This window comes from Demequina maris, from assembly GCF_000971155.1.
In the GTDB taxonomy this organism is placed as follows: domain Bacteria; phylum Actinomycetota; class Actinomycetes; order Actinomycetales; family Demequinaceae; genus Demequina; species Demequina maris.
In genome coordinates this window covers 1-25,609 of sequence record NZ_BBLX01000004.1, presented here as the reverse complement: position 1 = coordinate 25,609, position 25,609 = coordinate 1, and the positions used below count along the sequence as shown (strand labels likewise).

Annotated in this window: 25 protein-coding genes and 1 pseudogene; 12 read left to right on the top strand and 14 right to left on the bottom strand. The window is 73.7% G+C overall.

The window, feature by feature from the left end; translation table 11 throughout:
• Positions 1-79 precede the first annotated feature (79 nt).
• Together AOM02_RS05840 and AOM02_RS05835 are read right to left on the bottom strand one after the other, a co-directional pair.
• Positions 80-1,120 carry a hemolysin family protein gene (locus AOM02_RS05840; protein ID WP_062297662.1) on the bottom strand — a complete coding sequence of 347 codons (1,041 nt, stop codon included), beginning with the start codon at positions 1,118-1,120 and terminating at the stop codon, positions 80-82.
• Complete coding sequence (locus AOM02_RS05835; protein ID WP_062297660.1) at positions 1,117-2,415, bottom strand: hemolysin family protein; 1,299 nt, start codon at positions 2,413-2,415, stop codon at positions 1,117-1,119. Before AOM02_RS05835 ends, AOM02_RS05840 begins: the two co-directional genes overlap by 4 nt.
• Before the next feature lie 111 nt (positions 2,416-2,526).
• Between AOM02_RS05835 and AOM02_RS05830 the strand changes: the two genes are divergently transcribed.
• The 4 genes from AOM02_RS05830 (at position 2,527) to AOM02_RS05815 (ending at position 8,751) form a co-directional block, all read left to right on the top strand.
• On the top strand, positions 2,527-3,417 hold the full coding sequence (locus AOM02_RS05830; RefSeq protein ID WP_062297657.1) for an ATP-binding cassette domain-containing protein: 891 nt from the start codon (positions 2,527-2,529) through the stop codon (positions 3,415-3,417).
• Positions 3,414-4,211: an ABC transporter permease gene (locus AOM02_RS05825; RefSeq protein WP_062297655.1), complete on the top strand. Its 798-nt coding sequence runs from the start codon at positions 3,414-3,416 to the stop codon at positions 4,209-4,211. The genes AOM02_RS05830 and AOM02_RS05825 overlap by 4 nt, the downstream gene beginning before the upstream one ends.
• A gap of 302 nt (positions 4,212-4,513) precedes the next feature.
• A complete protein-coding gene (locus AOM02_RS05820; protein ID WP_082104914.1) occupies positions 4,514-8,158 on the top strand; it encodes a multifunctional oxoglutarate decarboxylase/oxoglutarate dehydrogenase thiamine pyrophosphate-binding subunit/dihydrolipoyllysine-residue succinyltransferase subunit in 3,645 nt (1,214 codons plus the stop codon).
• Positions 8,155-8,751 (top strand): GDSL-type esterase/lipase family protein, encoded by a 597-nt coding sequence (locus AOM02_RS05815; protein ID WP_062297653.1) that lies wholly within the window; start codon positions 8,155-8,157, stop codon positions 8,749-8,751. Before AOM02_RS05820 ends, AOM02_RS05815 begins: the two co-directional genes overlap by 4 nt.
• 187 nt (positions 8,752-8,938) lie before the next feature.
• Here the strand turns inward: AOM02_RS05815 and AOM02_RS05810 are convergent, their stop codons facing one another.
• Positions 8,939-10,027, bottom strand: a complete 1,089-nt coding sequence (locus tag AOM02_RS05810; protein WP_062297651.1) for a type IV pilus twitching motility protein PilT — start codon at positions 10,025-10,027, stop codon at positions 8,939-8,941.
• A 141-nt stretch (positions 10,028-10,168) separates the two neighbouring features.
• Here AOM02_RS05810 and AOM02_RS14755 point away from each other — a divergent pair, with 141 nt between their 5' ends.
• Entirely contained in the window at positions 10,169-10,243 is a 75-nt protein-coding gene (locus AOM02_RS14755) for a 50S ribosomal protein bL37 (protein WP_416812274.1), read from the top strand.
• 103 nt (positions 10,244-10,346) lie between these two features.
• Here the strand turns inward: AOM02_RS14755 and rsrA are convergent, their stop codons facing one another.
• Both rsrA and AOM02_RS05800 read right to left on the bottom strand, forming a co-directional pair.
• On the bottom strand, positions 10,347-10,595 hold the full coding sequence (gene rsrA, locus AOM02_RS05805) for a mycothiol system anti-sigma-R factor (RefSeq protein ID WP_169746605.1): 249 nt from the start codon (positions 10,593-10,595) through the stop codon (positions 10,347-10,349).
• Positions 10,588-11,193 (bottom strand): sigma-70 family RNA polymerase sigma factor, encoded by a 606-nt coding sequence (locus AOM02_RS05800; RefSeq protein ID WP_062297646.1) that lies wholly within the window; start codon positions 11,191-11,193, stop codon positions 10,588-10,590. The genes rsrA and AOM02_RS05800 overlap by 8 nt, the downstream gene beginning before the upstream one ends.
• 152 nt (positions 11,194-11,345) lie before the next feature.
• On the opposite strand from AOM02_RS05800, the gene AOM02_RS05795 reads away from it, so the two are divergent.
• Together AOM02_RS05795 and aroA are read left to right on the top strand one after the other, a co-directional pair.
• Positions 11,346-11,864, top strand: a complete 519-nt coding sequence (locus tag AOM02_RS05795) for a DoxX family membrane protein (protein WP_062297644.1) — start codon at positions 11,346-11,348, stop codon at positions 11,862-11,864.
• Positions 11,861-13,186 (top strand): 3-phosphoshikimate 1-carboxyvinyltransferase, encoded by a 1,326-nt coding sequence (gene aroA / locus AOM02_RS05790; protein ID WP_062297642.1) that lies wholly within the window; start codon positions 11,861-11,863, stop codon positions 13,184-13,186. Before AOM02_RS05795 ends, aroA begins: the two co-directional genes overlap by 4 nt.
• A 7-nt stretch (positions 13,187-13,193) precedes the next feature.
• Here aroA and AOM02_RS05785 read toward each other — a convergent pair whose 3' ends face one another.
• Positions 13,194-14,177, bottom strand: a complete 984-nt coding sequence (locus tag AOM02_RS05785; protein ID WP_062297640.1) for a Gfo/Idh/MocA family protein — start codon at positions 14,175-14,177, stop codon at positions 13,194-13,196.
• A 103-nt stretch (positions 14,178-14,280) separates the two neighbouring features.
• On the opposite strand from AOM02_RS05785, the gene rsgA reads away from it, so the two are divergent.
• Entirely contained in the window at positions 14,281-15,300 is a 1,020-nt protein-coding gene (gene rsgA / locus AOM02_RS05780; protein ID WP_062298129.1) for a ribosome small subunit-dependent GTPase A, read from the top strand.
• A 180-nt stretch (positions 15,301-15,480) separates the two neighbouring features.
• The gene (gene hisN / locus AOM02_RS05775; RefSeq protein WP_062297638.1) at positions 15,481-16,266 is read left to right on the top strand and encodes a histidinol-phosphatase; all 786 of its coding nucleotides are present in this window, start codon (positions 15,481-15,483) and stop codon (positions 16,264-16,266) included.
• A 19-nt stretch (positions 16,267-16,285) separates the two neighbouring features.
• Here the strand turns inward: hisN and AOM02_RS05770 are convergent, their stop codons facing one another.
• From AOM02_RS05770 to AOM02_RS05760, 3 genes are read right to left on the bottom strand one after another with little or no spacing between them, the layout of a single operon-like run.
• On the bottom strand, positions 16,286-16,726 hold the full coding sequence (locus AOM02_RS05770) for a DUF6912 family protein (RefSeq protein ID WP_062297636.1): 441 nt from the start codon (positions 16,724-16,726) through the stop codon (positions 16,286-16,288).
• A gap of 4 nt (positions 16,727-16,730) precedes the next feature.
• Positions 16,731-17,909: a CpaE/TadZ family protein gene (locus AOM02_RS05765; protein WP_062297634.1), complete on the bottom strand. Its 1,179-nt coding sequence runs from the start codon at positions 17,907-17,909 to the stop codon at positions 16,731-16,733.
• Complete coding sequence (locus AOM02_RS05760) at positions 17,906-18,508, bottom strand: CpaB family protein (RefSeq protein WP_062297631.1); 603 nt, start codon at positions 18,506-18,508, stop codon at positions 17,906-17,908. Before AOM02_RS05760 ends, AOM02_RS05765 begins: the two co-directional genes overlap by 4 nt.
• 109 nt (positions 18,509-18,617) lie before the next feature.
• Here AOM02_RS05760 and AOM02_RS05755 point away from each other — a divergent pair, with 109 nt between their 5' ends.
• Positions 18,618-18,830 carry a helix-turn-helix domain-containing protein gene (locus AOM02_RS05755; protein ID WP_062297629.1) on the top strand — a complete coding sequence of 71 codons (213 nt, stop codon included), beginning with the start codon at positions 18,618-18,620 and terminating at the stop codon, positions 18,828-18,830.
• A gap of 3 nt (positions 18,831-18,833) precedes the next feature.
• Here the strand turns inward: AOM02_RS05755 and AOM02_RS05750 are convergent, their stop codons facing one another.
• Entirely contained in the window at positions 18,834-19,340 is a 507-nt protein-coding gene (locus tag AOM02_RS05750; protein WP_062297627.1) for a hypothetical protein, read from the bottom strand.
• Between the two features lie 116 nt (positions 19,341-19,456).
• On the opposite strand from AOM02_RS05750, the gene AOM02_RS05745 reads away from it, so the two are divergent.
• Both AOM02_RS05745 and AOM02_RS05740 read left to right on the top strand, forming a co-directional pair.
• Entirely contained in the window at positions 19,457-20,206 is a 750-nt protein-coding gene (locus tag AOM02_RS05745; RefSeq protein ID WP_156156109.1) for a LysM peptidoglycan-binding domain-containing protein, read from the top strand.
• Positions 20,203-20,595, top strand: coding sequence for an Rv3235 family protein (locus AOM02_RS05740; RefSeq protein WP_062297623.1), 393 nt, complete (start codon positions 20,203-20,205; stop codon positions 20,593-20,595). The genes AOM02_RS05745 and AOM02_RS05740 overlap by 4 nt, the downstream gene beginning before the upstream one ends.
• A gap of 74 nt (positions 20,596-20,669) precedes the next feature.
• Here the strand turns inward: AOM02_RS05740 and secA are convergent, their stop codons facing one another.
• The 4 genes and pseudogenes from secA to AOM02_RS14635 form a co-directional block, all read right to left on the bottom strand.
• The gene (gene secA / locus AOM02_RS05735) at positions 20,670-23,510 is read right to left on the bottom strand and encodes a preprotein translocase subunit SecA (protein ID WP_062298127.1); all 2,841 of its coding nucleotides are present in this window, start codon (positions 23,508-23,510) and stop codon (positions 20,670-20,672) included.
• Positions 23,511-23,583: 73 nt separating this feature from the next.
• Complete coding sequence (locus AOM02_RS05730; protein ID WP_156156108.1) at positions 23,584-24,474, bottom strand: DMT family transporter; 891 nt, start codon at positions 24,472-24,474, stop codon at positions 23,584-23,586.
• Between the two features lie 39 nt (positions 24,475-24,513).
• Positions 24,514-25,161 (bottom strand): ribosome hibernation-promoting factor, HPF/YfiA family, encoded by a 648-nt coding sequence (gene hpf / locus AOM02_RS05725; protein WP_062297619.1) that lies wholly within the window; start codon positions 25,159-25,161, stop codon positions 24,514-24,516.
• Between the two features lie 127 nt (positions 25,162-25,288).
• A pseudogene (locus AOM02_RS14635) lies at positions 25,289-25,609 on the bottom strand (ComF family protein); the annotation flags it as partial.

Genomic DNA, 25,609 nt, shown 5'->3' with positions numbered 1-25,609 from the left:
TGACTCCAACCCCCGGGCGTGTCTGGTGGGTCACACGCCACGCACGAGGGCCGGGAACGGTCACCGTCCTGCTACCCGCCTACGCGCTCGCGTCGCGCCGCGCGAGCGAGTCGCGCACCTCGCCGACGAGCTCCTCGAGGATGTCCTCGAGGAAGACCATGCCGACCGTGCGGCCGTCGTCCACCACGGCCGCGACGTGCGCGCCCGAGCGGCGCATGAGCGCGAGCGCGAACTCGACCTCGGCGCCGTGCACCACGGACGGGAGGTCGCGCACGCGCCACGCCTGGATGGGCTCCTCGCGCTCGCCGGGGCGCGCGTAGAGCGCGTCCTTGATGTGCAGGTAGCCCACGAACGACCCGTCGTCGGCCACGGGGAAGCGCGAGAAGCCCGTGTCCGTCGCGATCCGCTCGAGATCCTCGACGGTGGCTCCGAGATCGAGGGCGCGGACCTGCGCGACGGGCACCATCACCTCCTCGACCGACCGCTCCGAGAACTCGATCGCGGTGGTGAGCAGCCCCGTCGGGTCGGAGATCGTCCCCTCGGCGGAGGACCTCTCGACGATCGAGTGCACCTCGTCGGCCGTGAAGGCGCTCGCGACCTCGTCCTTGGGCTCGAAGCCGAGCAGGCGCACGGTGCCGTTGGCGATCCAGTTGAGCGCGACGATGATCGGCCGCACCACGCGCGCGATCGCGACCAGCGGCGGGCCGAACACCAGCGCGGCGCGGTCGGGGCTCGACACCGCCGCGTTCTTGGGCACCATCTCGCCGACCACCACGTGCAGCCCCACGATCACGAGCAGCGCGATCGCGACCGCGACGGCGTGCGCCGCCTCGTCGCCGAGGCCGAGCGCGTGCATCAGCGGCTCGAGCGCGTGGGCGAGGGCCGGCTCGGCGACCACACCGAGCGCGACCGAGCACACGGTGATGCCCAGCTGCGCCGTGGCGAGCATGAGCGACACGTTCTCCATCGCCCACAGGACCGTGCGCGCGGCGCGCGAGCCCGCGGCGGCGCGCGGCTCGATCGAGCTGCGGCGGGCGGAGATGATCGCGAACTCGGCGCCCACGAAGAACGCGTTCGCGAGGAGCAGCCCCACGACCGCGAGGACCATGCCGGCGCTCATGCCTCGTCCTCCTCGGTCGCGACCGGCGTGAGCCGGACGCGGTCGATGCGGCGGCCGTCCATCCGCTCGATGCGCACGCGCACGCCGGGCGCGTCGACCGTGTCGCCCGGCTCGGCCACGCGGCCGAGCCGCGCCATGGCGAAGCCGCCGAGCGTCTCGTAGGCCGGCGACTCGGGGATCACCAGGCCGGTGCGCTCGAGCACCTCGTCGGGGCGCAGCTCGCCGGGCACGATCCACGCGCCGCCGGGCGCGCGGTGCACGGCGGCACGGCGCCGGTCGTGCTCGTCGGCGACGTCGCCCACGAGCTCCTCGACGACGTCCTCGAGCGTGACGAGCCCGGCGGTGCCGCCGTACTCGTCGACGACGATCGCGCACTGGTACCCGAGCCCGCGCAGCTCGACGAGGAGCGGGCCCATCTGCATCGTCTCGGGGATGCGGGGGGCGTCCGCCATGAGCGCGCGCACGGGCACCTCGGGGCGACGATGCGCGGGCACCGCGATCGCGGCGCGCAGGTGGACGAGGCCCAGCACGTCGTCGGTGCCGTCCCCGACGACCGGGAAGCGCGAGTGGCCGGTGGCGCGCGACGCGGCGATGACGTCGGCCGCGGTCGCGTCGCGGCCGAGCGTGTGGACGCGGGTGCGGTCCGTCATGACGTCGATCGCGGCGAGGTCGTCGAGCTCGATCGAGTTCTTGAGCAGCAGGGCCGTCGACGGCGCGAGCGTGCCCGCCTCCGCGCTGCGGCTCACGAGCGCGGCGAGCTCCTGGCGCGAGCGGCCGCCCGCGAGCTCCTCCTTGGGCTCGATGCCCATGAGGCGCAGGATGCCGTTCGCGGCGCCGTTGAGGGACGCGATGACGGGCCGCAGCGCGGCGGTGAACGCCATGTTGAGCGGCGCGGCGACCCGCGCGGTGCGTGCCGGCTCCGCGAGCGCGAGGTTCTTGGGGATGAGCTCGCCCACGATCATCGAGAACGCGTTGACGAGCACCAGCGAGAGGGTGCCGGCGAGGCCCGCGATCGCGGCGCGCGACAGGGTGCTGGTCTCGAGCGGGATCGACAGCAGCTCGACCAGCGCCGGCTGGGCGGTGTAGCCCAGCAGGATCGTGGTGAGGGTGATGCCCACCTGGGCCCCCGACAGCTGCGTGGAGAGGCGGCGGAGCGCGCCCTTGACCCGGCGGCCGCGCGCATCGTCCTCGACGTGGGAGGGGTCGAGCGCGACGAGGGAGAACTCGGCGGCGACGAACACCGCGGTGCCGAGCGTGAGGAGCACCCCGACGCCCACGAGGAGCCATGCGGTCATGGTCGGCTGGAACTGTCGGGGTCCATGGTGTCGAAAGGATACAGGCGGACGGCGCGACGTCACAGGCCCCCACTGTTATAGTTCATCTATAACAACTCATGAGGAGGCGGCATGGACGGGCTACGCATCGAGATCGCGGCGCTGACGAAGCGCTTCGGGGCGGTGACGGCGGTCGACGATGCGTCGTTCGCCGCGGAGCCGGGGCGTGTGACCGGCTTCCTCGGCCCCAACGGCGCGGGCAAGTCCACGACCCTGCGCGCGCTGCTCGGGCTGGTCTCCCCCACCTCCGGCGGCGCCCTCATCGGCGGCCGCCCGTACGCCGAGGTCGAGCGACCGGCGACGGTCGTCGGCGCGCAGCTCGAGCCGTCGTTCCACCCGGGCCGGACCGCGCGCGACCACCTGCGGGTGGTCGCGCCCCTCGCGGGGGCGGACGATGCGCGGTGCGACGAGGCGCTCGCGGCCGTCGGCATGACGGAGGCCGCGCACCGTCGCGTCGGAGGCTTCTCGATGGGCATGCGCCAGCGCCTCGGGCTCGCCACGGCGCTGCTCGGCGAGCCGTCCGCGCTCGTGCTGGACGAGCCCGCCAACGGTCTCGACCCGGCGGGCATCACGTGGATGCGCGGCTTCGTGCGGGACTTCGCCGCGCGCGGCGGGACGGTGCTGCTGTCCTCGCACCTGCTCGGCGAGGTCGAGCAGACGGTCGACGACGTCGTCGTGATCGCGAAGGGCCGGATCCGCCACGCGTCGTCCCTCGCGGACCTGCGCGCGCTCGCCCACCCCGCCGCCACGCTGCGCTCGCCCGATGCCGACCGGCTCGCGGTGCTCGCCCGGGAGTGGCCGGGGGCGCACCTCGCCTCCCCGACCGAGCTGGTCGTGCCGCGCGCCGGCGCCGCCGAGGTGGGCGCGCGGGCGTTCGCGGCCGGCGTCGAGGTGCACGGCCTCGCCGAGGCCGGCGAGACTCTCGAGCAGGTGTTCCTGCGCCTCACGGAGGACGCCGCATGAGCGCCGCGATCCGCGCCGAGATCCGCAAGATCCTCACCACCCGCCTGTGGTGGGCGCTGCTGCTCGCCATGGTCGCGGCTGTCGCGGTCCTCGCCGGCTCGCTCGCGCTCGCGACCGCGCTCGGCGGGCAGGCCGCGGGCGACGAGCTGGCGGTGCCGCCGGACCAGCTCGCGCTCACCGTCTACTCGGCCGGCGTCACGCTCGGCTACGTCTTCCCGGTGGCCTTCGGCGCGATCGTGGTGACGCAGGAGTTCCGCCACCGCACGTTCCAGACGTCGGTCCTCGCCGAGCCGCGGCGCACCCGCGTCGCCGTGGCCAAGCTCGTCGCCACCGTCCCGTTCGCGCTCGCGTACGGCGTCGCGAGCTCCGCCGCCGCCCTCGCCGCCGGGGCGCCCGCGCTCGCGCTGGCCGGCGACGGCGCCATGCTGGACGATCCCGCGACCTGGCGGACGCTCGGCCTCGGCGCGGTCGCGATGGCCGCGTGGATGCTCGTCGGGGTCGGCTTCGGCACGCTCGTGACGAACCAGGTGGCCGTGATCGTGGGGCTCATCATGTGGACGCAGATCGTCGAGCCGCTCGTGCGCATCGCGCTCGGGTACTGGGACGCCGCCGCCCCGGTCGCCCGCTTCCTGCCCGGGGCCGCCGGCGAGGCCGTCGCGGGGACGAGCTTCTACTCGGCGACGGGGCTGTCCGACCTGCTGCCGGCGTGGGCCGGGCTCCTGGTCCTGCTGGGGTACGGCCTGGTGGCGGCGGCGATCGGCTGGCGCACGTCGTTCCGGCACGACATCACGTAAAAGTTCCCCAAAAGTTTCGGAAGTTGGTTCCGAGCGCACCACCTTTGGGGGAAGGATAGGGATCACAGATCACCATCGACGCTGATGCGCCAAGAAAGCGAGCGGCCTCAACCGTGTCCCCAGACACCTCCGCGCCCGACACCGACCGCGTCTCAGTCGCCCGTGCAGCAGGTGCCCCGTCCGTTGCGTCGCTCATCCTGGGCGGAGAGCACGGGGCCGATGCCACGCCGGGCGACTCCTCGACGCGCCAGGAGACCCCTGCAGCCGGGCAGTCCTCGATCCCCCAGCCCCCGACCCAGCCGATGCCGACGGTGACCGCCGGCGCGGTGCCCCCGCCGCCCCCGCCGCCGCCCGCGCGGCGCGCCGACGTGCCGGCCCCTGCGGCCGAGCCCGCGGTGGAGGCCGCGACGCCCGCCGCCGAGGAGGCGCCGGCCACGGCCCCCGCGCCCGCCCCGGCCCCGGCCGCCGCATCGTCCGACGACACGGACCCGACCGCGACGCAGCCGATCGCGACCGCGCAGGCGCCCACCGCGGCCTACCTGCAGCGCCCGGAGTTCACGCCCGTCGCGACCAAGGACGTGCAGCAGGGCGTCGAGCGCCTGCGCGGCCCCGCCGCGCGCGTCGTGCAGAACATGGAGGCGAGCCTCACGGTGCCGACCGCGACCTCGGTCCGCACGGTGCCCGCGAAGCTGCTCATGGACAACCGCGTCGTGGTCAACAACCACCTCGCGCGCACCCGCGGCGGCAAGGTGTCGTTCACGCACCTCATCGGCTTCGCGATCGTCGAGGCGCTCGCGGAGTTCCCCGCGATGAACGCCGCGTACACCGAGGAGGACGGCAAGCCGGCCGTCCGCACCCCCGCCTCCGTCAACCTGGGCCTCGCGATCGACCTCGCGCGCCCGGACGGCTCGCGCCAGCTCCTCGTCCCGTCCATCAAGGGCGCGGACCGCATGGACTTCGCCGACTTCTGGTCCGCCTACGAGGACGTGGTCCGCCGCGCCCGCAACGGCGCGCTCCAGGCGGCCGACTTCCAGGGCACGACCCTCACGCTCACCAACCCGGGCACGCTCGGCACGGTCCACTCGGTGCCGCGCCTCATGGACGGCCAGGGCGCGATCATCGGCGTCGGCTCGATGGACTACCCCGCCGAGTTCCTCGGCGCGGCGGAGGAGACGGTCGCCCGTCTCGGCGTGTCCAAGGTGATGACGATCACCTCGACCTACGACCACCGCGTCATCCAGGGCGCGCAGTCGGGCGAGTTCCTCGGCATCGTGCACCGCAAGCTGCTGGGCCTCGACGGCTTCTACGACCGCGTCTTCTCGTCGATGCGCGTCCCGTACGAGCCGGTCCGGTGGATCCAGGACACCACGACGGACCCCGCGATCGAGGCCGCGAAGCCGGCGCGCATCGCGGAGCTCATCCACGCGTACCGCTCGCGCGGCCACCTCATGGCCGACGTCGACCCGCTGAGCTCGCGCCCGCGCAAGCACCCCGACCTCGACGTCCAGACCCACGGCCTCACGCTGTGGGACCTCGACCGCACGTACGAGACGGGCGGCTTCGCCGGCCAGGGCTCGTGGAAGATGCGGACGGTGCTGAGCCGCCTGCGCGACGCGTACTGCCGCACCATCGGCCTCGAGTACATGCACATCGCGGACCGCGAGCAGCGGTCGTTCTTCCAGGACCGCCTCGAGCACGGCTACACCAAGCCGACCCGCGAGGAGCACCTGCGCATCCTCCACCGCCTCAACGCGGCGGAGGCCTTCGAGGCCTTCCTCCAGACCAAGTTCGTGGGCCAGAAGCGCTTCTCGCTCGAGGGCGGCGAGTCGCTCATCCCGCTGCTCGACTCGGTCATGAGCGCGGCGGCCGAGTCCGGCGTGCACGAGGTCTGCATCGGCATGGCCCACCGCGGCCGCCTCAACGTGCTCGCGAACCTCGCGGGCAAGAGCTACGGCCAGATCTTCTCCGAGTTCGAGGGCACCGCGGTGCCCGGCTCGGTCCAGGGCTCGGGCGACGTCAAGTACCACCTCGGCACGGAGGGCACGTTCACCGCCGAGTCGGGCGCCACCACGCGCGTCTACCTCGCGGCGAACCCCTCGCACCTCGAGGCGGTCGACCCGGTCCTCGAGGGCATCGTGCGCGCCAAGCTCGACGCGCTCGGCGCGGACCCGGCGACGGACGGCTACCCCGTGCTCCCCGTGCTCGTCCACGGCGACGCGGCCTTCGCGGGCCAGGGCGTGGTGCTCGAGACGCTCAACATGGCGCTGCTCAAGGGCTACCGCACCGGCGGCACCGTGCACGTCATCATCAACAACCAGGTCGGCTTCACCACCGGCCCGGAGAGCTCGCGCTCGACCCGGTACTGCACCGACATCGCCAAGGGCTTCCAGATCCCGATCTTCCACGTCAACGGCGACGACCCGGAGGCGTGCGTGCGCGCCGCCCGGCTCGCGTTCGAGTACCGCGAGCGGTTCGGGCGCGACGTCATCGTCGACATGGTCTGCTACCGCCGTCGCGGCCACAACGAGGGCGACGACCCGTCGATGACGCAGCCGCGCATGTACGACCTCATCGAGGGCAAGCGCTCGGTGCGCCACCTCTACACCGAGGCGCTCATCCGCCGCGGCGACATCACCACCGAGGAGGCCGAGTCGGTCTCGAAGGACTACCTCGCCCAGCTCGAGCGCGTCTTCATCGAGACCCGCGAGGGCTACAAGCCGGCCTCGGACACCGAGTCGATCTCGGGCCTCGAGCTGCCGTCGTCGCAGTCCTCGGACGCCGGCATCATGGTCGGCTGGAAGACCGCCGTCAGCGCGAGCCAGATCGAGCGCATCGGCCGCGCCCACGTGCGCCCGCCGGAGGGCTTCTCGGTCCATCCCAAGCTCGAGAAGCTGCTCGAGCGGCGCGAGACGATGAGCCGCGAGGGCGGCATCGACTGGGGCTACGGCGAGATCCTCGCCTTCGGCACGCTGCTGCAGGAGGGCGTCCCGGTCCGCGTGTCCGGCCAGGACTCGCGCCGCGGCACGTTCGTCCAGCGCCACGCGGTCTACCACGACCGCAACACGGGCTCGGAGTGGACGCCGCTGCTGTACCTGTCCTCGGACCAGGGCCGCCTGCACATCTTCGACTCCCCGCTGTCGGAGTACGGCGTGCTCGGCTTCGAGTACGGCTACTCGGTCGAGCGCCCCGACGCGCTCGTCCTGTGGGAGGCGCAGTTCGGCGACTTCGTCAACGGCGCGCAGACGATCATCGACGAGTTCATCTCCTCCGCCGAGCAGAAGTGGGGCCAGTCCTCCTCCGTCGTGCTGCTGCTGCCGCACGGCTTCGAGGGCCAGGGCCCGGACCACTCCTCGGCACGCGTCGAGCGCTTCCTGCAGATGTGCGGCGAGGAGAACATGATCGCCGCCATGCCGTCGACCCCGGCGAGCTACTTCCACCTGCTGCGCCGCCAGGCGTACAACCGCCCGCGCAAGCCGCTCGTGGTGTTCACCCCGAAGTCGATGCTCCGCCTGCGCGCGGCGCAGTCGGCGGTCGAGGACTTCACCACCGGCACGTTCCGCGAGGTGATCGGGGACGATGCGGTGGATCCGGCCTCGGTCGACCGGGTCCTGCTGTGCGCCGGCAAGGTCTACTACGACCTCGTCGCGGAGCGGGACCGCACGGGCGACACGACAACCGCTATCGTGCGACTCGAGCAGCTGTACCCGCTCGCGCACGACGCCATCCGCGAGGCGCTCGCCCCGTTCGACGGCGCCGAGCTCGTGTGGGTCCAGGAGGAGCCTCTGAACCAGGGAGCGTGGTCGCGCATGTCGCTGAGCCTGCCGCAGGTCGTCGGCACCACCGTCGGGGTGGTGTCCCGCCCGGCGTCCGCGTCGCCCGCCTCGGGCCTCGCGTCGCGCCACGCGGCGGAGCAGTCGGAGCTGGTCACGCGGGCCTTCACCCGATGAGGAACGTCTTCCTCGTCGGCGACGAGCTCGTGGCCGGCCACGGCGATCCCAAGGCGCTCGGGTGGGCGGGACGCGTCGCGGCCCGCACCCTCCCGCTCGCGCCCGACCTGGCCTTCCACACGCTCGCGGTGCCCCACGAGACCACCGGCGAGATGACGAGCCGCTGGGACGAGGAGGCGCTGCGCCGCACCCTGCGCACCGAGCCCGAGGCGAACCACGTGCTGTTCGCGATCGGCCGGCACGACGTGCACCGCGGCGTCTCCCCCACGATGACCCGGCTCAACATCGCCAACTTCCTCGACCGCGCGCACGCGCTCGGCTTCGAGACGCTCATCGCGGGTCCCCCGCCGGGCGCCGAGGCCGACAACGCGCGCATCGCGGAGCTCGCCGCGGTGTGCGAGGACGCCGCGTCGCGCCGCGGCGTGGGCTACATCGACATGTACGGCCCGCTCGCCCGCCACGAGCAGTGGGCCGCGGACATGGCCACCGGCCACGACGCGCTGCCGATGCAGGCGGGCTACGGCCTCATGGCGTGGCTCGTGCTGCACTCGCGGTGGCACTCGTGGCTCGGCATCGAGCCGCCGGCCGCCTGAGGCGCACCGGCCCGTCCGTCAGCAGCCCGCATGTCGCATCGATCGTCGATCGGTCCGACATGCGGGCTGTTCGATGCCCGGATGTCGCATCCGATCCTGATCGGTCCGACGCCGGGGCCGGAGCGACGCCGGGACGCACGAGGGGCCGCCACCCGGTCGGGTGGCGGCCCCTCGTACGTGACGGCTGCTAGTCGACGACGCCGGCGCCGCGGAGCTCGACCAGCAGGTCGTGCGGGCGCGAGGCGATCGCGACGGCGTCGTCGAGCGCGACGACGTTGTCCCGGACCAGCTGGAACAGGTGCTGGTCGAACGTCTGCATCTTGTAGTACTCGCCCTCGGAGATGAGGTCGAGGATGGGCGGCTGGCTCGACGGGTCGACGATCGCCTCGGCGGTGCGGCCCGTGTTGACCATGACCTCCGCGACGAGCGTGCGGCCGGTGCCGTCGCCGCGGCGCACGAGGCGCTGCGAGACGATGCCGCGCAGCGTCTGCGCGAGCGTCGCGCGGACCTGGTTCTGCTCGTGCGGGGTGAAGAAGTCGACGATGCGGTTGATCGTGTCCTGCGCGTCCACCGTGTGCAGCGTCGCGAGCACGAGGTGGCCGGTCTCGGCCGCGGACAGCGCGGCGCGCACGGTCTCGATGTCGCGCATCTCGCCGACCATGATGACGTCGGGGTCCTGACGCATCGCGGCACGCAGCGCGCTGGTGAAGTCCAGGGTGTCCGAGCGCACCTCGCGCTGCGAGATGATCGCCTTCTTGTCCTGGTGGAGGACCTCGATGGGGTCCTCGATCGTGACGATGTTGACCTCGCGGTACGAGTTGATGAGGTCGATCATCGACGCCAGGGTCGTGGTCTTGCCGGAGCCCGTCGGGCCCGTGACGAGGACGAGCCCGCGAGGCTCGAGCGCGAGGTCGGCGATGACGCCCGGCAGGCCGAGCTCCTCGAAGCTCTGCGCGCCCACCGCGACGCGGCGGAAGACCAGGCCCTCGGCGCCGCGCGCGACGTAGGCGTTGACGCGGAAGCGGCCGACGCCGGACAGCGAGAACGCGAAGTCGGCCTCGTGGGTATCGCGGAACGCGGGCACCAGGTCCTCGGGGAGGACCTGCGCGACCATGTGCTGCGTGTCCTCGGGGGTCAGCGGCGGCACCTGGAGCTTGCGGAGCCGGCCGTCGACGCGCACGCGGGGCGCGGAGCCCACCTTGCAGTGCAGGTCGGAGCCGCCCGTCGAGGCAAGCGCGTGCAGGAACGGGATGACTGACTGGGGCTGATCGCTCACGGTTCCTCCATCGGCATCCGGATTGGGCGGCTTGAGGGGGAGCGTATCGCCAACCTCCGCGCGGCGGACCCCCGGTGTGACGAGGTCCTCAGATGTGGGAGGATAGGGGGTCTTTGTTTCGCGTCCAGAAAGGGGAACGTTGTGAGCAAGCGAGGCCGTAAGCGCAAGTCGCGCGCGAAGGGTGGCGCCAACCACGGCAAGCGGCCCAACGCCTGAGCCGTTCCGCCCGGATACGAGAAGAAGCCGCATCGGCCTGGCCGATGCGGCTTCTGTCGTCCTCGGCCCCCGACCGGGGGGACGATGCGCGGGCGCGGAGGGGCTACGAGGCGCCGTCCGGCCGCGTCGCGCGGATGGTCGTGAGGATGCGCGCGCGGAGGTCCTCGGGCGCGACATCGTGGCCGGTCTTGTTGACGAGCCGCTTGATCTTCTCGTTGATCTTGTGCTCCGCCTCGCAGGGCGGGCACTCCTTGAGGTGCTCCCCGATCCGATGGATCTCATCCTCGGGCAGCTCGTGATCGATGTACTCGAAGAGGCGGTCGAGCGCCTCCTCGCACTCCGGCTTAGGCACGGCATGCACCCCCGTCCTTGTCCTTCTTCACCGGGGTCCTCTCATAGAGACCACGCTCGGCGGCGTAGTCCCGCAGCTTCTCTCGCAGGAGCTTGCGGCCGCGATGCAGCCGCGACATGACCGTCCCCACCGGGGTGTCCATGATCTCCGCGATCTCCTTGTAGGCGAACCCCTCCACATCGGAGAGGTAGACGGCCATGCGGAAGTCCTCCGACAGCTCGGACAGCGCGCGCTTGACCTCGTCGTCACCGAGCGAGTCCAGCGCCGCGTCCTCGGCCGAGGCGAGCCCGCTCGACGTGTGCTCCGCGGCGGCGGCGAGCTGCCAGTCCTCGACCGAGTCGGCGTCGGAGCGCTTGGGCTCGCGCTGCTTCTTCCGGTACGTGTTGATGAACGCGTTCGTCTGGATCCGGTACAGCCACGCCTTGAGGTTGGTGCCCGGGGTGAACTTGTCCTGCGCGGCGAAGGCCTTCGCGAAGGTCTCCTGCACGAGGTCCTCCGCGTCCGCGCCGTTGCGCGTCATGCGCAGGGCAGCCGCATAGAGCTGGTCCATGTAGGACAGCGCCTGGGACTCGAAGTCGAACTCTGCTGTGTCGGTCATCGGTTGCGAGCGTACAGCGGTGCGCCGACGTGCCGGTGCACGCGACGCCGTTGGCCTCTCCACAGTGGTCGTCACATCGATCGGTAACCGCACCGCGTCCGGGATCATTCCCTCCCCTGACGAGGAGCGTCTCGCTTGGTAGCGTAGGAGGCATGTTGCGTGCACTTGCCAGGCCGCTGCTCGCCTCGTGGTTCGTCTACGGAGGCGTCCAGAGCTACCTCGAGCCCGAGACGCGCGCCGCGCGCGTCGCCCCGACCATCGAGCCCGCCCTCAAGGAGCTGGGCCTCGAGGAGGTGAAGACCGTCGACCTCGTGAAGGTCCACGGCGCCGCCTCCGTCGCGCTCGCCGCGGCGCTCGCGCTGTCGCGCAGCCCGCGCACCGCCGCCCTTGGCCTCGCGGGCCTCGCCAGCGCCACCGCCGCGCTCGCCCACCCCTTCTGGAAGGAGGAGGACGAGGCGCGCAAGGAGGAGGAGCTCGAGCAGTTCCTCAAGAACCTGTCGCTCGTGGGCGGCGTGCTGCTCGCGGCGACCGCGGGCCACAGCCAGCGCCACATCGACCGCAAGAAGGCGAAGAAGGCGAAGGCCAAGGAGAAGGCCGCGGAGGCGAAGGCGAAGGAGAAGGAGGCCAAGGCGGCCCTCAAGGCCGCCGGCTCCAAGAAGAACGCCGCGTGAGCGGCGCCCTTCCCCTCGGCACCGGTCCCGGCGAGGTCTGGGACGCGCCCGTCGCGCATCGTCCCCTCGACGCGACCGTCGACGTGCCCGGATCCAAGTCGCTCACCAACCGCCACCTCGTGCTCGCGGCGCTCGCCGCGGAGCCGGTCACGGTGCGCGGCGGCCTGCGCTCGCGCGACTCGGACCTGATGATCGGCGCGCTGCGCGGCCTCGGGATCGCGGTGGACGATGCGGGCGAGGAGTGGCGGGTCACGCCGGGCCCGATCCGGGGCGGCGCCCACGTCGACTGCGGGCTCGCGGGCACCGTGATGCGCTTCGTGCCGCCGATGGTGCTGCTGGCGGACGGCCCCGTGAGCTTCGACGGCGACGAGGGCGCCCGGGTGCGCCCCATGGGGCCGCTGCTCGACGCGCTGCGCCTGCTCGGCGCGACCGTCGACGACGACGGCCGGGGCACCCTGCCGTTCACCGTCACCCCGCCCGCCGAGGTGCCGGACGTGGTCGAGGTGGATGCCTCGTCGTCCTCGCAGTTCGTCACGGGGCTGCTGCTCACCGCGCCGCGGCTGCCCGAGGGCCTCACGGTGCGGCACACCGGCGCGACGCTGCCGAGCCTGCCGCACATCGACATGACGTGCGCGACGCTGCGCGAGGCGGGCATCCGCGTCGACCAGCCCGACGAGCGCACGTGGGTGGTCCACCCCGGCGAGATCCGTCCGGGCGAGGTGCGCGTCGAGCCCGACCTCAGCAACGCGGGCCCGTTCATGGCCGCCGCGCTCATCGCGGGCGGCACCGTCCGCATCCCCGGCTGGCCCGCACGGACCACGCAGCCCGGCGCCTACTACCCCGAGCTGCTCACCCGCATGGGCGCCGCCTGCACGCTCGACGGCGACGTCATGACGGTCACCGGCGACGGCAGAGTCCGCGGCATCGAGGCGGACCTGTCCCCCGCCGGCGAGATCACCCCCACCATCGCGGCGCTGTGCGCGGTCGCGCACGGCCCGAGCCGGCTCACCGGCATCGGCCACCTGCGCGGGCACGAGACCGACCGGCTCGCCGCGCTGGCCGCCGAGGTGACGCGCCTGGGCGGCGAGTGCGCGGCGGACGACGACTCGCTCGCGTTCGGCGGCCTGCCCGCGGGCGGCATCGGCGCCGCGGGCCTGCACGGCGCCGTCATGGAGACGTACCACGACCACCGGATGGCGACCTTCGCGGCGATCGTGGGCCTCGCGGTGCCGGGTGTGCGGGTGCTGAACGTGGGCACCACCGCGAAGACCATGCCGGGCTTCCCTGCGATGTGGGGCGGCATGCTCGGCGTCGACGGCTGACCACCGCTCACACCGCGACGCGCGCGCCTTCCTCGTACGACCGGATGATGGCGTGCGCGACCTCGAGCGCGCGCCGGCCCTCGCGCGCGTGCACGGGAGGCTCGTCGCCCGCCCGGAACGCCGCGAGCAGGCGTTCGACGTGGCGGTCGAACGTGTACTCGAAGGTCCGCGCCTCGTCGTCGAAGTAGCCGGCCTCCCACACGCGGCGCGTGGCGTCGCCCGCGGCGGACACGGTCAGGCGCTTGACGGTGTCCTCGATGAGCAGCCGGCCGCGCGTGCCGTTGACCTCGACGAGGTGCGTGTCGGGGTACGCGTAGGACGAGTCGTACGTGCCCACCAGGCTGCCCACCGCGCCCCCGGCGAAGTGCAGGGCCACCGCGAGCGTCGTGTACGTGCCGGGCCGCGTCATGTCCGTCATCTGGGCGGCGACGCTGTCGATCGGGCCGCACAGGTGCTCGAGCATGTCGATGCCGTGCACCTGCGTCTCGATGAGGTTGGCGTGCGGGCTGGTGCCGAAGTTCGGCTCGCCGCCGAAGCGCCACGTCGCGAACACGACGTCGCCGAGCTCGCCCGCGTCGATGGCGGCCTTGGCGCGCGCCACCGGCTCGGCGAAGCGGTGGTTGAGGTTGATCGCGAAGAACAGCCCCCTCGCGTCGGCCTCCCCGAGCAGCGCGTCCGCCTCCTCGAGCGAGAACACGAGCGGCTTCTCCACGAGCAGCGGGACGTCCCGGCGCAGCAGGCGCAGGGTGGGGTCGAAGTGCGCCTCGTTGGGCAGGCATACCGTCACCAGGTCGGGGCGCGCGTCGTCGAGCATCGCGTCGAGGTCGGTGTACGGCGTGGTGTCGAACGCGGCGGCCCGCGCGGCGGTGCGGCCGGGGTCGCGTCCCACGATGCCGACGAGCGCGGTGTCGCGCCTCCTCGAGAAGATCCGCGCGTGCTGCGCCCCCCAGCCGCCGGTGCCCACCACCGCCACCCTCAGCACGTCGCCCATGACGCATCCCTTCGTCCCTCCCGAGCGTAGGCCGCCCACGCGCGCCGCGCCGGGTCGCGACCGCTCGGTAGGCTGGGCGCATGCCCTCGACGCCGGACCGCACGTGAGCGACTGGAGCCGCTACGACGAGTCCGACGCGCGCGTGCGCCCCAACCGGCGCGGCTCGCGGCCGCGGACCAAGGTGCGGCCCGCGCACGAGGAGGCCGAGCCCGGCATCGTGACCGGCGTCGACCGCGGCCGCTACACCGTGCGGATGGACGATGCGGTGATCACCGCGGTCAAGGCGCGCGAGCTCGGGCGGCGCGGCCTCGTGATCGGCGACCACGTGGGCGTGGTGGGCGACACCTCGGGCAGGCCGGACACGCTCGCGCGCATCGTGCGGCGCGAGCCCCGCGCCACCGCGCTGCGGCGCACGGCCGACGACACCGACGCGACCGAGCGGGTGATCGTCGCCAACGCCGAGCAGCTCGCCATCGTCACCGCGCTCGCGGACCCCGAGCCGAACCCCCGCATGATCGACCGCTGCCTCGTCGCGGCCTTCGACGCGGGCATGGAGGCCGTGCTCGTGCTCACCAAGGCCGACCTCGCGGACGCGTCCGAGCTGCGGGCGGCGTACGAGCCGCTCGGCGTGCGCGTGCTCGAGACGTCCGTCCGGCGCGAGGGCGGGCCCGACCAGGACCCCGGCTTCGTCGCGCTGCGGGACTCGCTCGAGGGCGCCACCACCGTGCTCGTGGGCTACTCGGGCGTGGGCAAGTCGACCCTCGTCAACGCGCTCGTGCCGGACGCCGGCCGCGCGGTGGGCGTGGTCAACGACGTCACGGGCCGCGGCCGCCACACCTCGACCTCGGCGGTGCTGTACGAGGTGCCGACGGGCGGGCGCATCGTCGACACCCCCGGCGTGCGGTCGTTCGGGCTCGCGCACGTGGACCCCGAGCACTTCATCCTGGCGTTCCCCGACGTGGCCGCTGCGGCCGACGAGCGCTGCCCCCGCGGCTGCACGCACGAGTCGGCCGAGGCGGGCTGCGAGCTCGACGCGTGGGCCGGCGACGTGCCGGAACGTCACGCGCGCGTCGACTCGATCCGCCGCCTGCTCGCGTCGCGCGCCGCGGGCGACCAGTACTGATCCCGCCCCCGCCCCGGCCCGCCCCGCACCGGCCCCGCGCTCCAGAACCGCAAGTCACACATCTGACGACCGGTGCGCCCGTGATCGTGCGGGGATCGCGGGACACCCGGCGCGAGGTGTGTGACTTGCGGAAGGTCGCCGGGCGGGTGCGCCGCGCATCGTCGCCGGTAGGTTGAGGTCATGACCGACGCCCCCTACGCCGACGACCTGCTGCTCGCCCTCGCGATCGCCGACGAGGTCGACCGCCTCACGCTCGCGAACTTCGCGACCGGCGAGCTGACCGTCGAGACCAAGCCCGACGACACGCCGGTGACGGCCGTGGACCGCGCCGCCGAGCGCCTCGCGCGCGACCTGATCGCTCAGCACCGCCCGGACGACGCGTTCGTGGGCGAGGAGTACGGCACGACGGGCGAGTCGGCGCGGCGCTGGGTGGTCGACCCGATCGACGGCACCAAGAACTTCATCCGCGACGTGCCGGTGTGGGCGACGCTCATCTCGCTGCTCGACGGCGACGACGTCGTGGTGGGCGTGGTGAGCGCCCCCGCGCTGCACCGGCGCTGGTTCGCCGCGCGCGGCCAGGGCGCGTGGCTCGGCGCCTCGGAGGCGACGGCCCGCCCGCTGCACGTCTCCGCGGTGGGCACGCTCGCGGAGGCCTCGCTGTCGTACTCGGACCTGTCCGAGTGGGAGGCCTTCGGGCGCCTGCCGGCCTTCATGGACCTCATGCGCGACGTGTGGCGCACGCGGGGCTACGGCGACTTCTGGAGCTACATGATGGTCGCCGAGGGCGCGGTGGACATCGCCGCGGAGCCCGAGCTCGCGCTGTACGACATGGCCGCGCTGGTGCCGATCGTCGAGGAGGCGGGCGGCCGCTTCACCGGCGTCGACGGGACGCCCGGGCCCCATGGCGGCAACGCGCTCGTGACGAACGGCCTGCTGCACGACGAGGTGCTCGCGCGCCTGCGCTGACGTGCGCGGCGGGGCCGACCTACCCGACGGGCACGTGCGACAGCTCGGTGGCGTCGTACCAGAGCATGTCGCGCTCCTCGAGCCGGTCGAGGGCGTCGTCGTCACCGCCGCGGGCGCCGCTGACGTCGTCCGCCGCGCCCGGCTCGTCGACGAAGGCGCACGCGATCGCCGAGGCGGGGAGCCGCCCCTGGACGCGCACGGCCGCGGGGTGGAGGTCCGGGTCGGTCTCGCACTCGGCGCGGGTGAGCTCGGCCACGACGACGACGCGCAGCGGCGAGCCGACCTCGATCACCGACGCGCGCGCGGCGACGTCGCGCGCGATCTCCGCGAGCTCGTCGCCGTCGTCCGAGTCGACGATGTCGAGCAGGCGCTCCGTCACCGCGTAGGCGATCGGCGGCTCCCACAGCCCGTCCGCGCAGCGAGGAAGGTCGTCGACCGTGGCCGGGATGTACACGCGCATGGGATCAGTCTGTCACCGTCGCGGGCGCGTCACGCGCGGCGCGCGCGGCCGCCACGACGACCTCCCCCATCGACGCGATCGCCCTCCGCAGCGGCGAGCGCGGCGCGGCCTCGGCCAGGGTGCGGCCGTCGCGGGCGGCGGCATCGCACGCCCTCAGGTCCCAGGGCAGCGGCCACACCTCGGTGACGCCCGCGTGCCGTCCCAGCGCGGCCGCGATCGCGTCCTCGGGCCGCGGCCCCGCCACAGCCGCGCGGATGCGGTTGACCGCGACGACGGGCGTCGGCCCGTCGTGGTCGAGGAGCACGTGCACGAGCCGCACGAGCTGGTGCGGCTCGGCCCCGCCGACCGCGATGACCGCGTCGGCCTCCGCGAGGCCCGCGAGCGTCGCGCCGTCGCGGCGCGGCCCCGGTCCCGGCGCGGAGGCGCCCGCGTCCGCGGGCGCCGCGAGGTCGAGCACGACGACGTCGGCGGCGGCGCGCAGCGCGGGCCACAGCCGCTCGAGGCCGGGGGCCGTCACCTCGGGCCAGCGGGCGGCCCGCGTCAGGCCCGTGAGCACGCGCAGCCGCGGAGCCACCTCGAGCGCGTGACGGTCGAGCAGCGCCCCGGCGTCCTCGCCGCGCGCCGCGGCGCGGGCGGCCGCCGCGATGCCGGGCGCCTCGTCCGCGAGGCCGAGCGCCGTGGCCACCGACGCCCCGTACGTGTCGAGGTCGACCAGGATCGTGCGATGCCCCGCGAGCGCCGCCTCCGCCGCGAGGTTGACCGCGACGGTGGTGCGCCCCGGCGCTCCACCGCTGCCCCACACGGCGATCATCGCCGCCGTCCCCCGTTCCGGCGGCGCGACGAACTCGGGCGCGGGCCCGCTCACGGCCGCCAGCACGGCCTCGGCGAGCGCGGACCGCGCGACCGCGATCCCGAGGGCCTCGAGCCGGGAGCCGGGCCCGCCCCCGACGCCCACGATCCCCGCGCCCGCGGCGCGGATCGCCGCCACCGCATCGGCGTCGAGGTGCGGCTGGTCGGAGAGCACGACGACTGCGCCGAGCCCGGCGCGGGCGACCGCGACCGCCTCGGCCAGGTCCGCGCACCGGCGCACGACCGCGAGGCGGGGGTGCGCGTCGACCTCCGCCACCACCGCCGCCTCGGCCTCGCCGCGCACGGAGACGATGACGCCGAGCGGCGCGCTCATCCGATCCCCACGACCGCGACCTCCGCCGCGGTCGCGAGCGCGTCGAGGAGGTCGCCCACCTGGTCCGCGGGGACCACGACGTAGACCGTCTCGCCGCCGAGCCCGAACGAGCCGTCGTCGCGCTGCACCGCGGACACGACGAGCGACTCGCCGACGCGTGCGGAGCCGCCCCCGTCGGGGGTGACCCAGACGTCGACGACGGCGCCGGCGTCGACGCCGTCCGCCACCGGAGCGGAGGCGACCACCGCGACCGGCCGGCCGTCGAAGTCCTCGCGCGCGGCGACCGCGCCCGCGGGGACGAGCTCGCCCGCGCCGACCGCGCGCGTGAGCACCCGGCCGAACGGCGCGTCGTCCGGCGCCTCGAGGTAGCCCTCCCCCACCCGCACGTGGGCGACCACCAGGTTGGAGTCGTCGAGGACCGTGCCGGGCGCGAGCGTCCCCGCGGCCGCGTACACGGGCGTGGTGCGGTCGGCCGCGCGCAGCGCGAGGGCCACGCCCACGACCGCGATCACGATGAGCAGGACCCCCACGACCAGGCGCGGGTCGCGCCAGCCCGGCGGCCGCAACCGCGCCGCCACCACCTGAACGTCGTCGCCCATCGGCACCCCCCACAGCCGCCGGATGCCACCATCATGCCTGGTGCGAGGCCGCCACGGGAAGCCCTGTGGAGATCGGGCGACCGTGGCGGCGCCGTGTCACAATGGCCGGGTGCCACCCCGGTTCCTCAAGCTCAGCGACGTCCAGGAGATCCTCAACATCTCCTCGCCCCAGGCGTACGCGCTCGTCCGCTCGGGCGACCTGCCCGCGATCCAGGTGGGCGGCCGCGGCCAGTGGCGCGTCGAGGAGAGCGAGCTCGAGGCCTACATCGCGCGCCAGTACGCTCTCGCCCGCGAGCACCTCAAGGAGCGCGACGCCCGCTGACGGTCAGCCCGCGCGCACCGCGAGCACCGCGCCGAGCGGCACGGTCCGCATCGTCCCCTCGCTGACGAGATCGAGGTGGTCCGCCCCGACGGACGCGATGGTCCCGCGCCACGTCCCGCCGTCGGACTCGACCGCGACCGGCAGGCCCGCGTCGGCGACCTCGCGCAGCGCCGAGGCGAGCGAGAGCCGGCGGCGCACCTCGGTCAGGGGCGCGGCGCCGTGCCCCAGCCCCTCGACCGCGGCGATCGCCGCGAGCGGCACCACGACCTGACCGTCCGCGGCGTCGAGCAGCACCCACGCTCCCGCAACGTCCGCGACGATGCCCGTCGCCCGCGCGCCGCCACGCAGCACCAGCCGCACGCGGGCGCCTGCCTGCGCCGCCAGCCGTCCCGCGAGGGCGACCGCCGCGCGCTCGTCCCGCGTGCGCTCGGCGATCTCCGCGTCGACCTCGGCGCGCTCGGCGACGTCCAGCCGCGACTCGAGGTCCGCGAACAGCAGCTCCCAGCGCATGCCGTCACGCTAGCGGCCGTGTCCACAGCGGGGAATCCCGGGTGGACAAACCGGACACGCTCGACTACATCAGGAGATATCAAACAGCATCAAACTGCATCAAACGGAGGCGAGAGATGAGAGCAGGGGCGGGGACGATGCGGCGGACCGGACCGGCGGGACCGGCCGACGCGGCCGGGGTCCGGGCGCGCGACGCGGGGGCGGCAGCGGCGGCGCTCACGGCCGCGGCGGCCGGGTCGGGCGTCGCGGTGCTCGCGTGGCGCGCCGCCGAGGCCGTGGACTGGCGCCTCTGGGAGGCGTCGGACGCGGTGGTCGCCGCCGCCGGGATCGCCGGCGCGGTGCTCGCGCTGAGGTTCTGCGTCGAGGTCGTCGCCGCCGCGGTGGCGATGGCCCGGGGCGCCACCGCCCCGGCATGGACCGGGCGCCTCGCACGCGCCGTCGCCGGTGGGCTCGCCGCGACGCTGCTGGGCGCGGGCGTCGCGCATGCGGACGATCCACCGCCGTCGGCGGGCTGGCTCCCCGCGGCGGCGGGGGCCGTCGTCGCGACGGCGCCCGCACCCGCGCCATGGACCCCGGCGACGCGCACGCCGAGCCCGGCCCGCATCGTCCCCGCGGAGGCCCCCGCGAACGTCCCGGCGACGGGGTCGGCCCATCAGGAGGACCCCGTCCACGTGGTCGTGCCGGGCGAGTCGCTGTGGTCGATCACGGCGGACGCGCTGGGCGACGGGGCCTCGGCCGCGGACGTCGCCGCCGCGTGGCCGCGGCTCTACGCGGCCAACCGGGACGAGGTCGGCCCCGACCCGGACCTCATCCACCCCGGGCTGCGCCTCGCGCTGCCCGGACCGCTCGCGGGGGACGCGCGATGAGCGCCGAGCCGGCCTGGTCGCCCCGACCCGCGCGACCCGACGTCTACGGCCGGCCCCGCGCCGTGCTCGGCGACCCGACCCCCCTCGCATGCACGGTCGCGCTCACCGCGATCGAGGTGGTCCACGGCGGCGACGGGCTGGACTCCCTGCTGCGCTGGATCACCCCCGACGTCCGCGACCGCCTCGCCCGCCAGCACTCGCTCGCGCGCCGCGCGGGCCGGCGCGGCGGCGCCGACGCGCGCATCCTCCGGGCCCGCGCCTGCCGGGTGTCACGCGAGGCGGCCGAGATCGGCGCGGTCGCGCGGATCGCCGGCCGGTCCCACGCGGTCGCGATCCGGCTCGAGGACCGCGCGGGCCGCTGGGTCATCACGGTGCTCGACATCGGCTGAGGCGCGGCGCGCCCAAGACGCGCGCGAGGGCGGCACCCGCCGGGTGCCGCCCTCGTCGCCGGGCCGCGTGAGCCCTACAGCTCCGCACCCTCCTCGTTCTTGCCGTGGCACATCTTGTACTTGCGCCCCGAGCCGCACGGGCACGGCGAGTTCTTGCCGGCACCCGGGAAGGTGCGGCCGTCGTCCCACGGCCTGGGGCCGCTGGGCTGCGCCGGGGCGGCCACCTTCGCGGTGCCCGAGCCGTCCTGCGACGGGCCGGAGAACGTCAGCGCGCCCATGCGGGCCTGCACCGGGCCGCCCGCCGAGCCGGTGACCGGCGTGGCGACGATGCGCTGGCCGGCCGGTCCCGCCGCAGTGGCGGCGCCGCCGCCGGCGAGGCGCTGCGCCGGGGCCTGCTGCGCGGTCGCGGCGGCGGAGTCCGCCGTCACGGGCGCCTGCGGCGCGGGCGCCTCCTTCTTCTCGACGCGGTACAGGATCGAGACGGCCTGCTCCTTGATGGCGTCCGACATCGCCTCGAACAGCTGGAAGCCCTCGCGCTGGTACTCGATGAGCGGGTCGCGCTGACCCATCGCGCGCAGGCCGATGCCCTCCTTGAGGTAGTCCATCTCGTAGAGGTGCTCGCGCCACTTGAAGTCCAGGACCTGGAGCAGCACCTGGCGCTCGACCTGGCGCATCACGTCGCCGCCGAGCTTGTTCTCGACGAACTCGTACTGGAGCTTCGCGTCCGCGACGAGCTCGCGCTCGAGGAACGCGGTCGACAGGCCGGACAGGTCGCCGGCCTCCTCGATGACCTCGTCGATGTCGATCGACACCGGGTAGACGGAGCGGAGGTCCTTCCACAGCGCCTCGAGGTCCCAGTCGTCGGGCGAGCCCACGAGCGTGGCGGAGCGCACGTACGCCGTGACCACGTCCCGGACGAAGCCCTCCATCTGCTCGTGCATGTCCTCGCCGTCGAGCACGCGGCGGCGCTCGGTGAAGATGATCTTGCGCTGCGAGTTCAGGACGTCGTCGTACTTGAGGATGTTCTTGCGGATCTCGTGGTTGCGGCCCTCGATCTGCGCCTGCGCGCTCTGCACGCCGCGGGTCAGCACCTTCGACTCGATCGGCATGTCGTCGGGCAGGGCGGACGAGTTCATCACCGACGCCGCGAGGCCGGACTGGAACATCCGCATGAGGTCGTCCTCGAGCGAGAGGTAGAAGCGGCTCTCACCCGGGTCGCCCTGTCGGCCGGAGCGGCCGCGCAGCTGGTTGTCGATGCGGCGCGACTCGTGGCGCTCGGTGCCGAGCACGTACAGGCCGCCCGCCTCGAGGACCTCGTCGCGCTCCGTCTCGACGTCCGCCTTGGCCTCCGCGAAGACGTCCTTCCAGACCTTCTCGTACTCCTCGGGGCTCTCGTTGGGGTCGAGGCCGCGCGCCTGCATCTCGGCGACCGCGCGGAACTCCGGGTTGCCGCCGAGCATGATGTCGGTACCGCGGCCGGCCATGTTGGTGGCGACGGTGACGGCGCCCTTGCGGCCCGCCTCCGCGACGATCGCCGCCTCCTTCTCGTGGTGCTTCGCGTTGAGCACCGTGTGGACGATGCCGTGCTTGCGCAGCTCCTTCGAGAGCGTCTCCGACTTCTCCACCGAGACGGTGCCGACGAGCACCGGCTGGCCCTTCTCGTTGCGCTCGAGGATGTCCTCGATGACCGCGGTGAGCTTGGCCTGGTGGGACTTGTAGAGCAGGTCCGACTGGTCGGCGCGGATCATCGGCCGGTTCGTCGGGATGGGGATGACGCCCATGCCGTACGTCGAGTGCAGCTCCGCCGCCTCGGTCTGGGCGGTGCCCGTCATGCCGGCGATCTTCTCGTACTGGCGGAAGTAGTTCTGCAGCGTGATCGACGCGTAGGTCTGGTTCTCGGCCTTGATCGGCACGCGCTCCTTGGCCTCGATGGCCTGGTGGAGGCCCTCCGAGTAACGGCGGCCCTTGAGGAGGCGGCCCGTGTGCTCGTCGACGATGTCGACCTCGCCGGCCTGCACCACGTAGTCGCGGTCGCGGCGGAACAGCTCCTTGGCCTTGATCGCGTTGTTGAGGAAGCCGATGAGCGGCGTGTTGGCCGGGTCGTAGAGGTTCTCGATGCCGAGCGCCGCCTCGACCTTGTCGATGCCGGGCTCGAGGATGCCGACCGCGCGCTTCTTCTCCTCGACCTCGTAGTCGACGTCGACCTCCATCTCCTGGGCGAGACGCGCGAACTCGACGTACCAGCGGTTGTTGTCGCCCGAGGCGGGGCCGGAGACGATCAGCGGGGTGCGCGCCTCGTCGATGAGGATCGAGTCGACCTCGTCGACGATCGCGTAGTGGTAGCCGCGCTGCACGAGCTGCGACGGGTCGAGCGCCATGTTGTCGCGCAGGTGGTCGAAGCCGAACTCGTTGTTGGTGCCGTAGGTGATGTCCGCCCGGTACTGCTGGCGGCGCACCTCGGGCGACTGGTTCGCGACGATGCAGCCCGTCGTCATGCCGAGGAAGCGGAACACGCGGCCCATGAGGTCCGACTGGTAGCTCGCGAGGTAGTCGTTCACCGTGACGACGTGCACGCCCTTGCCGTCGAGGGCGTTGAGGTACGCGGGCAGGGTCGCGACGAGGGTCTTGCCCTCACCGGTCTTCATCTCCGCGATGTTGCCGTGGTGGAGCGCGCCGCCTCCCATGAGCTGCACGTCGAAGTGACGCATGCCGAGCGTGCGGCGGGACGCCTCACGGACCGCGGCGAACGCCTCCGGCATGAGCGAGTCGAGGCTCTCGCCGCCCTCGCGGCGCTCCTTGAACTCGTCGGTGAGGGCGCGGAGCTCGTCGTCCGACAGCGCCTCGTACGCCTCCTCCAGGGCGTTGGTGAGCGTCACCACCTTCTGCAGACGGCGGAGCTCGCGCCCCTCGCCCATACGGATGATGCGGTCGATCACAGCCACGTTGCGCTCCTCGAAAGCCTGTACAGTCCCCGACCATCGTAGGCGGTCAATGGATGCTCTCCGGCTCGTCTCGCTGTGGGCGCAACAGCACCACCGCGCTCGCGAGCACCGCGCCGCCGACGACGCCGCCCCAGCCGAGCCGCTCGCCCAGGACGATCGCGCCGAGGATCGCCGCGACGAGCGGCTCCAGGAGGCTCACGACGGTCGCGACGAACGGCGGCACCGTGGCGAGCCCCGAGAGGAACGCCAGGTAGGCCAGCGCCGTCGACACGACGCCCAGCGCCGCGGCGAGCCCCCACGACGCCGCCCCGGACGGCACGCCCCAGCCGAGCACCAGCGCGACGGGCACGAGCAGCAGCCCGCCGGCGGTGAACGACAGGGCGGTCAGGCGCGCCGCGCCCAGGCCGGGCACCGGCGCGCGGTTGACCACCGTGACGCCCGCGAAGGCGGAACCGGCGACCACCGCGACGGCCACGCCGAGGAGCGCCCGGTCGCCGGCGGCCAGCGACGACCCCAGCAGGAGGCCCAGCCCGCCGAGGGCGAGCACGAGCGCGAGGACCCGGCGCCCGTCGGGCCGGTCCCCGTGGCGCCACCAGTCCCACAGCGCGACCCACGCGGGCGCGGAGCCGATCGTCACGAGCGTGGACAGGCCCACGCCCGCGAGCGCGATGCCGGTGAAGTAGAGCACCTCGAAGGCGGCGGTCAGCGCGCCCGTCGCGAGAATCCGCACCACCGCGGCACGGTCGAGGGACCCCAGCCCGAGCGCGCCGCGGGCCGCGAGCCACACGCTGAGGACGATGCCCGCGATGACCATGCGCCACATCGCGACCGACGCGGGCGGCACGTCGCTGTGCTCCGCCAGGAGGGTCCCGAGGAGGCCGCCGGTGCCCCACAGGGTCGCCGCGAGGACGACGGACATGAAATGGCGGGGCTGCACCGGGGAAATCTATCCGGTGCAGCCCCGCCGCGACAGGGATCAGGCGGTCTCGCGGGCCTCCTCGGCCGCCGCCTGCTCGAGGTGGATCACGCCGTAGGTCCAGCCGCGGCGGCGGTACACCGCTGACGCGAGGCCGGAGTCGACGTCGTGGAAGAGGAAGAAGTCATGGCCGACCAGCTCCATCTGGTCGAGCGCATCCGCGACGGTCATGGGCGTGGCCGCGTGGGTCTTGGAACGGATGACGATCGGCGTGCCGTCGATAGGGATCTCGCGGTGCGAGCCCTCGGGCGCACCCTCCCACGCCTCGACGCTGGTCGCGCGGTCGTCCACGGCGTCCTCCACCGGCTCGGGCGCGGGCACCGTGTGGAGCCCGCTCTTGCCCTGGTGCCGATGTGCCTTGCGCTCGTGGAGCTTGCGCAGCTGCTCGACCAGCTTCTGCATCGCGCCGTCGAGCGCGACGAACCGGTCCTCGGCCGCCGCCTCGGCGCGCACGACTCCGCGTCCGCGCACCGTGATCTCGACGCGCTCGCGGTCGTTGGCGTGCTTGGGATTCCTCTCATGGACCACATGGATGTCCGCGCGGGTCGCGCGAGGGGCCAGGGCCTCGACCTTCTCCATCTTCTCGAAGATCCTCTGCCGCATGTCCTCGGAGACCTTGGTGTGACGTCCCACGATGGCGATGTCCATGACGAAAACTCCTTCACTGTCGCTGGGGCCCCGCAGGGGCCAGGGGCAAGGGGTCGGCGCTTGTCACGCCTGGTGCATCACCTCCTCGCCTGGAAGGTGTCCGACGTTCTTCGTCGTCCTGGACCTCCTACCCTAGCGCGCCGGAGGCGCTTGCGGGCCGGACTCTCAGCACTTCCCCAGGTGCCGGGGCCGATGCCAGCACGAGGGCCCCCACGGGCACCAGCGGGGAGCCCTCGAGGGCGCCCGCGGCGCGTGCCAGCGTGGCCCCCGTGGTGACCACGTCGTCGACGAGGACGGCCGGCCGCGGGCCCGCGGCGGACCGCGCGCCGGTCCGCAGCCGCGCGGGTCCCGCCCGCCACCGCCCGCGGTCCCCCGCCCCGCGCGAGGCGCCTCGTGCGGGCGCCAGCGCGGCCACCACGGACGCGGGCACGCCGCCGTCCACGAGCCC

Bases quoted from the DNA above. Each gene is read 5' to 3' on its own strand.
- AOM02_RS05840 (WP_062297662.1), bottom strand. From the start codon at position 1,120: ATGAGCGCCGGCATGGTCCTCGCGGTCGTGGGGCTGCTCCTCGCGAAC.
- AOM02_RS05835 (WP_062297660.1), bottom strand. From the start codon at position 2,415: ATGACCGCATGGCTCCTCGTGGGCGTCGGGGTGCTCCTCACGCTCGGC.
- AOM02_RS05830 (WP_062297657.1), top strand. From the start codon at position 2,527: ATGGACGGGCTACGCATCGAGATCGCGGCGCTGACGAAGCGCTTCGGG.
- AOM02_RS05825 (WP_062297655.1), top strand. From the start codon at position 3,414: ATGAGCGCCGCGATCCGCGCCGAGATCCGCAAGATCCTCACCACCCGC.
- AOM02_RS05820 (WP_082104914.1), top strand. From the start codon at position 4,514: ATGCCGACGGTGACCGCCGGCGCGGTGCCCCCGCCGCCCCCGCCGCCG.
- AOM02_RS05815 (WP_062297653.1), top strand. From the start codon at position 8,155: ATGAGGAACGTCTTCCTCGTCGGCGACGAGCTCGTGGCCGGCCACGGC.
- AOM02_RS05800 (WP_062297646.1), bottom strand. From the start codon at position 11,193: ATGACCGACACAGCAGAGTTCGACTTCGAGTCCCAGGCGCTGTCCTAC.
- AOM02_RS05795 (WP_062297644.1), top strand. From the start codon at position 11,346: ATGTTGCGTGCACTTGCCAGGCCGCTGCTCGCCTCGTGGTTCGTCTAC.
- AOM02_RS05785 (WP_062297640.1), bottom strand. From the start codon at position 14,177: ATGGGCGACGTGCTGAGGGTGGCGGTGGTGGGCACCGGCGGCTGGGGG.
- hisN (WP_062297638.1), top strand. From the start codon at position 15,481: ATGACCGACGCCCCCTACGCCGACGACCTGCTGCTCGCCCTCGCGATC.
- AOM02_RS05770 (WP_062297636.1), bottom strand. From the start codon at position 16,726: ATGCGCGTGTACATCCCGGCCACGGTCGACGACCTTCCTCGCTGCGCG.
- AOM02_RS05765 (WP_062297634.1), bottom strand. From the start codon at position 17,909: ATGAGCGCGCCGCTCGGCGTCATCGTCTCCGTGCGCGGCGAGGCCGAG.
- AOM02_RS05760 (WP_062297631.1), bottom strand. From the start codon at position 18,508: ATGGGCGACGACGTTCAGGTGGTGGCGGCGCGGTTGCGGCCGCCGGGC.
- AOM02_RS05750 (WP_062297627.1), bottom strand. From the start codon at position 19,340: ATGCGCTGGGAGCTGCTGTTCGCGGACCTCGAGTCGCGGCTGGACGTC.
- AOM02_RS05745 (WP_156156109.1), top strand. From the start codon at position 19,457: ATGAGAGCAGGGGCGGGGACGATGCGGCGGACCGGACCGGCGGGACCG.
- AOM02_RS05740 (WP_062297623.1), top strand. From the start codon at position 20,203: ATGAGCGCCGAGCCGGCCTGGTCGCCCCGACCCGCGCGACCCGACGTC.
- secA (WP_062298127.1), bottom strand. From the start codon at position 23,510: ATGGGCGAGGGGCGCGAGCTCCGCCGTCTGCAGAAGGTGGTGACGCTC.
- hpf (WP_062297619.1), bottom strand. From the start codon at position 25,161: ATGGACATCGCCATCGTGGGACGTCACACCAAGGTCTCCGAGGACATG.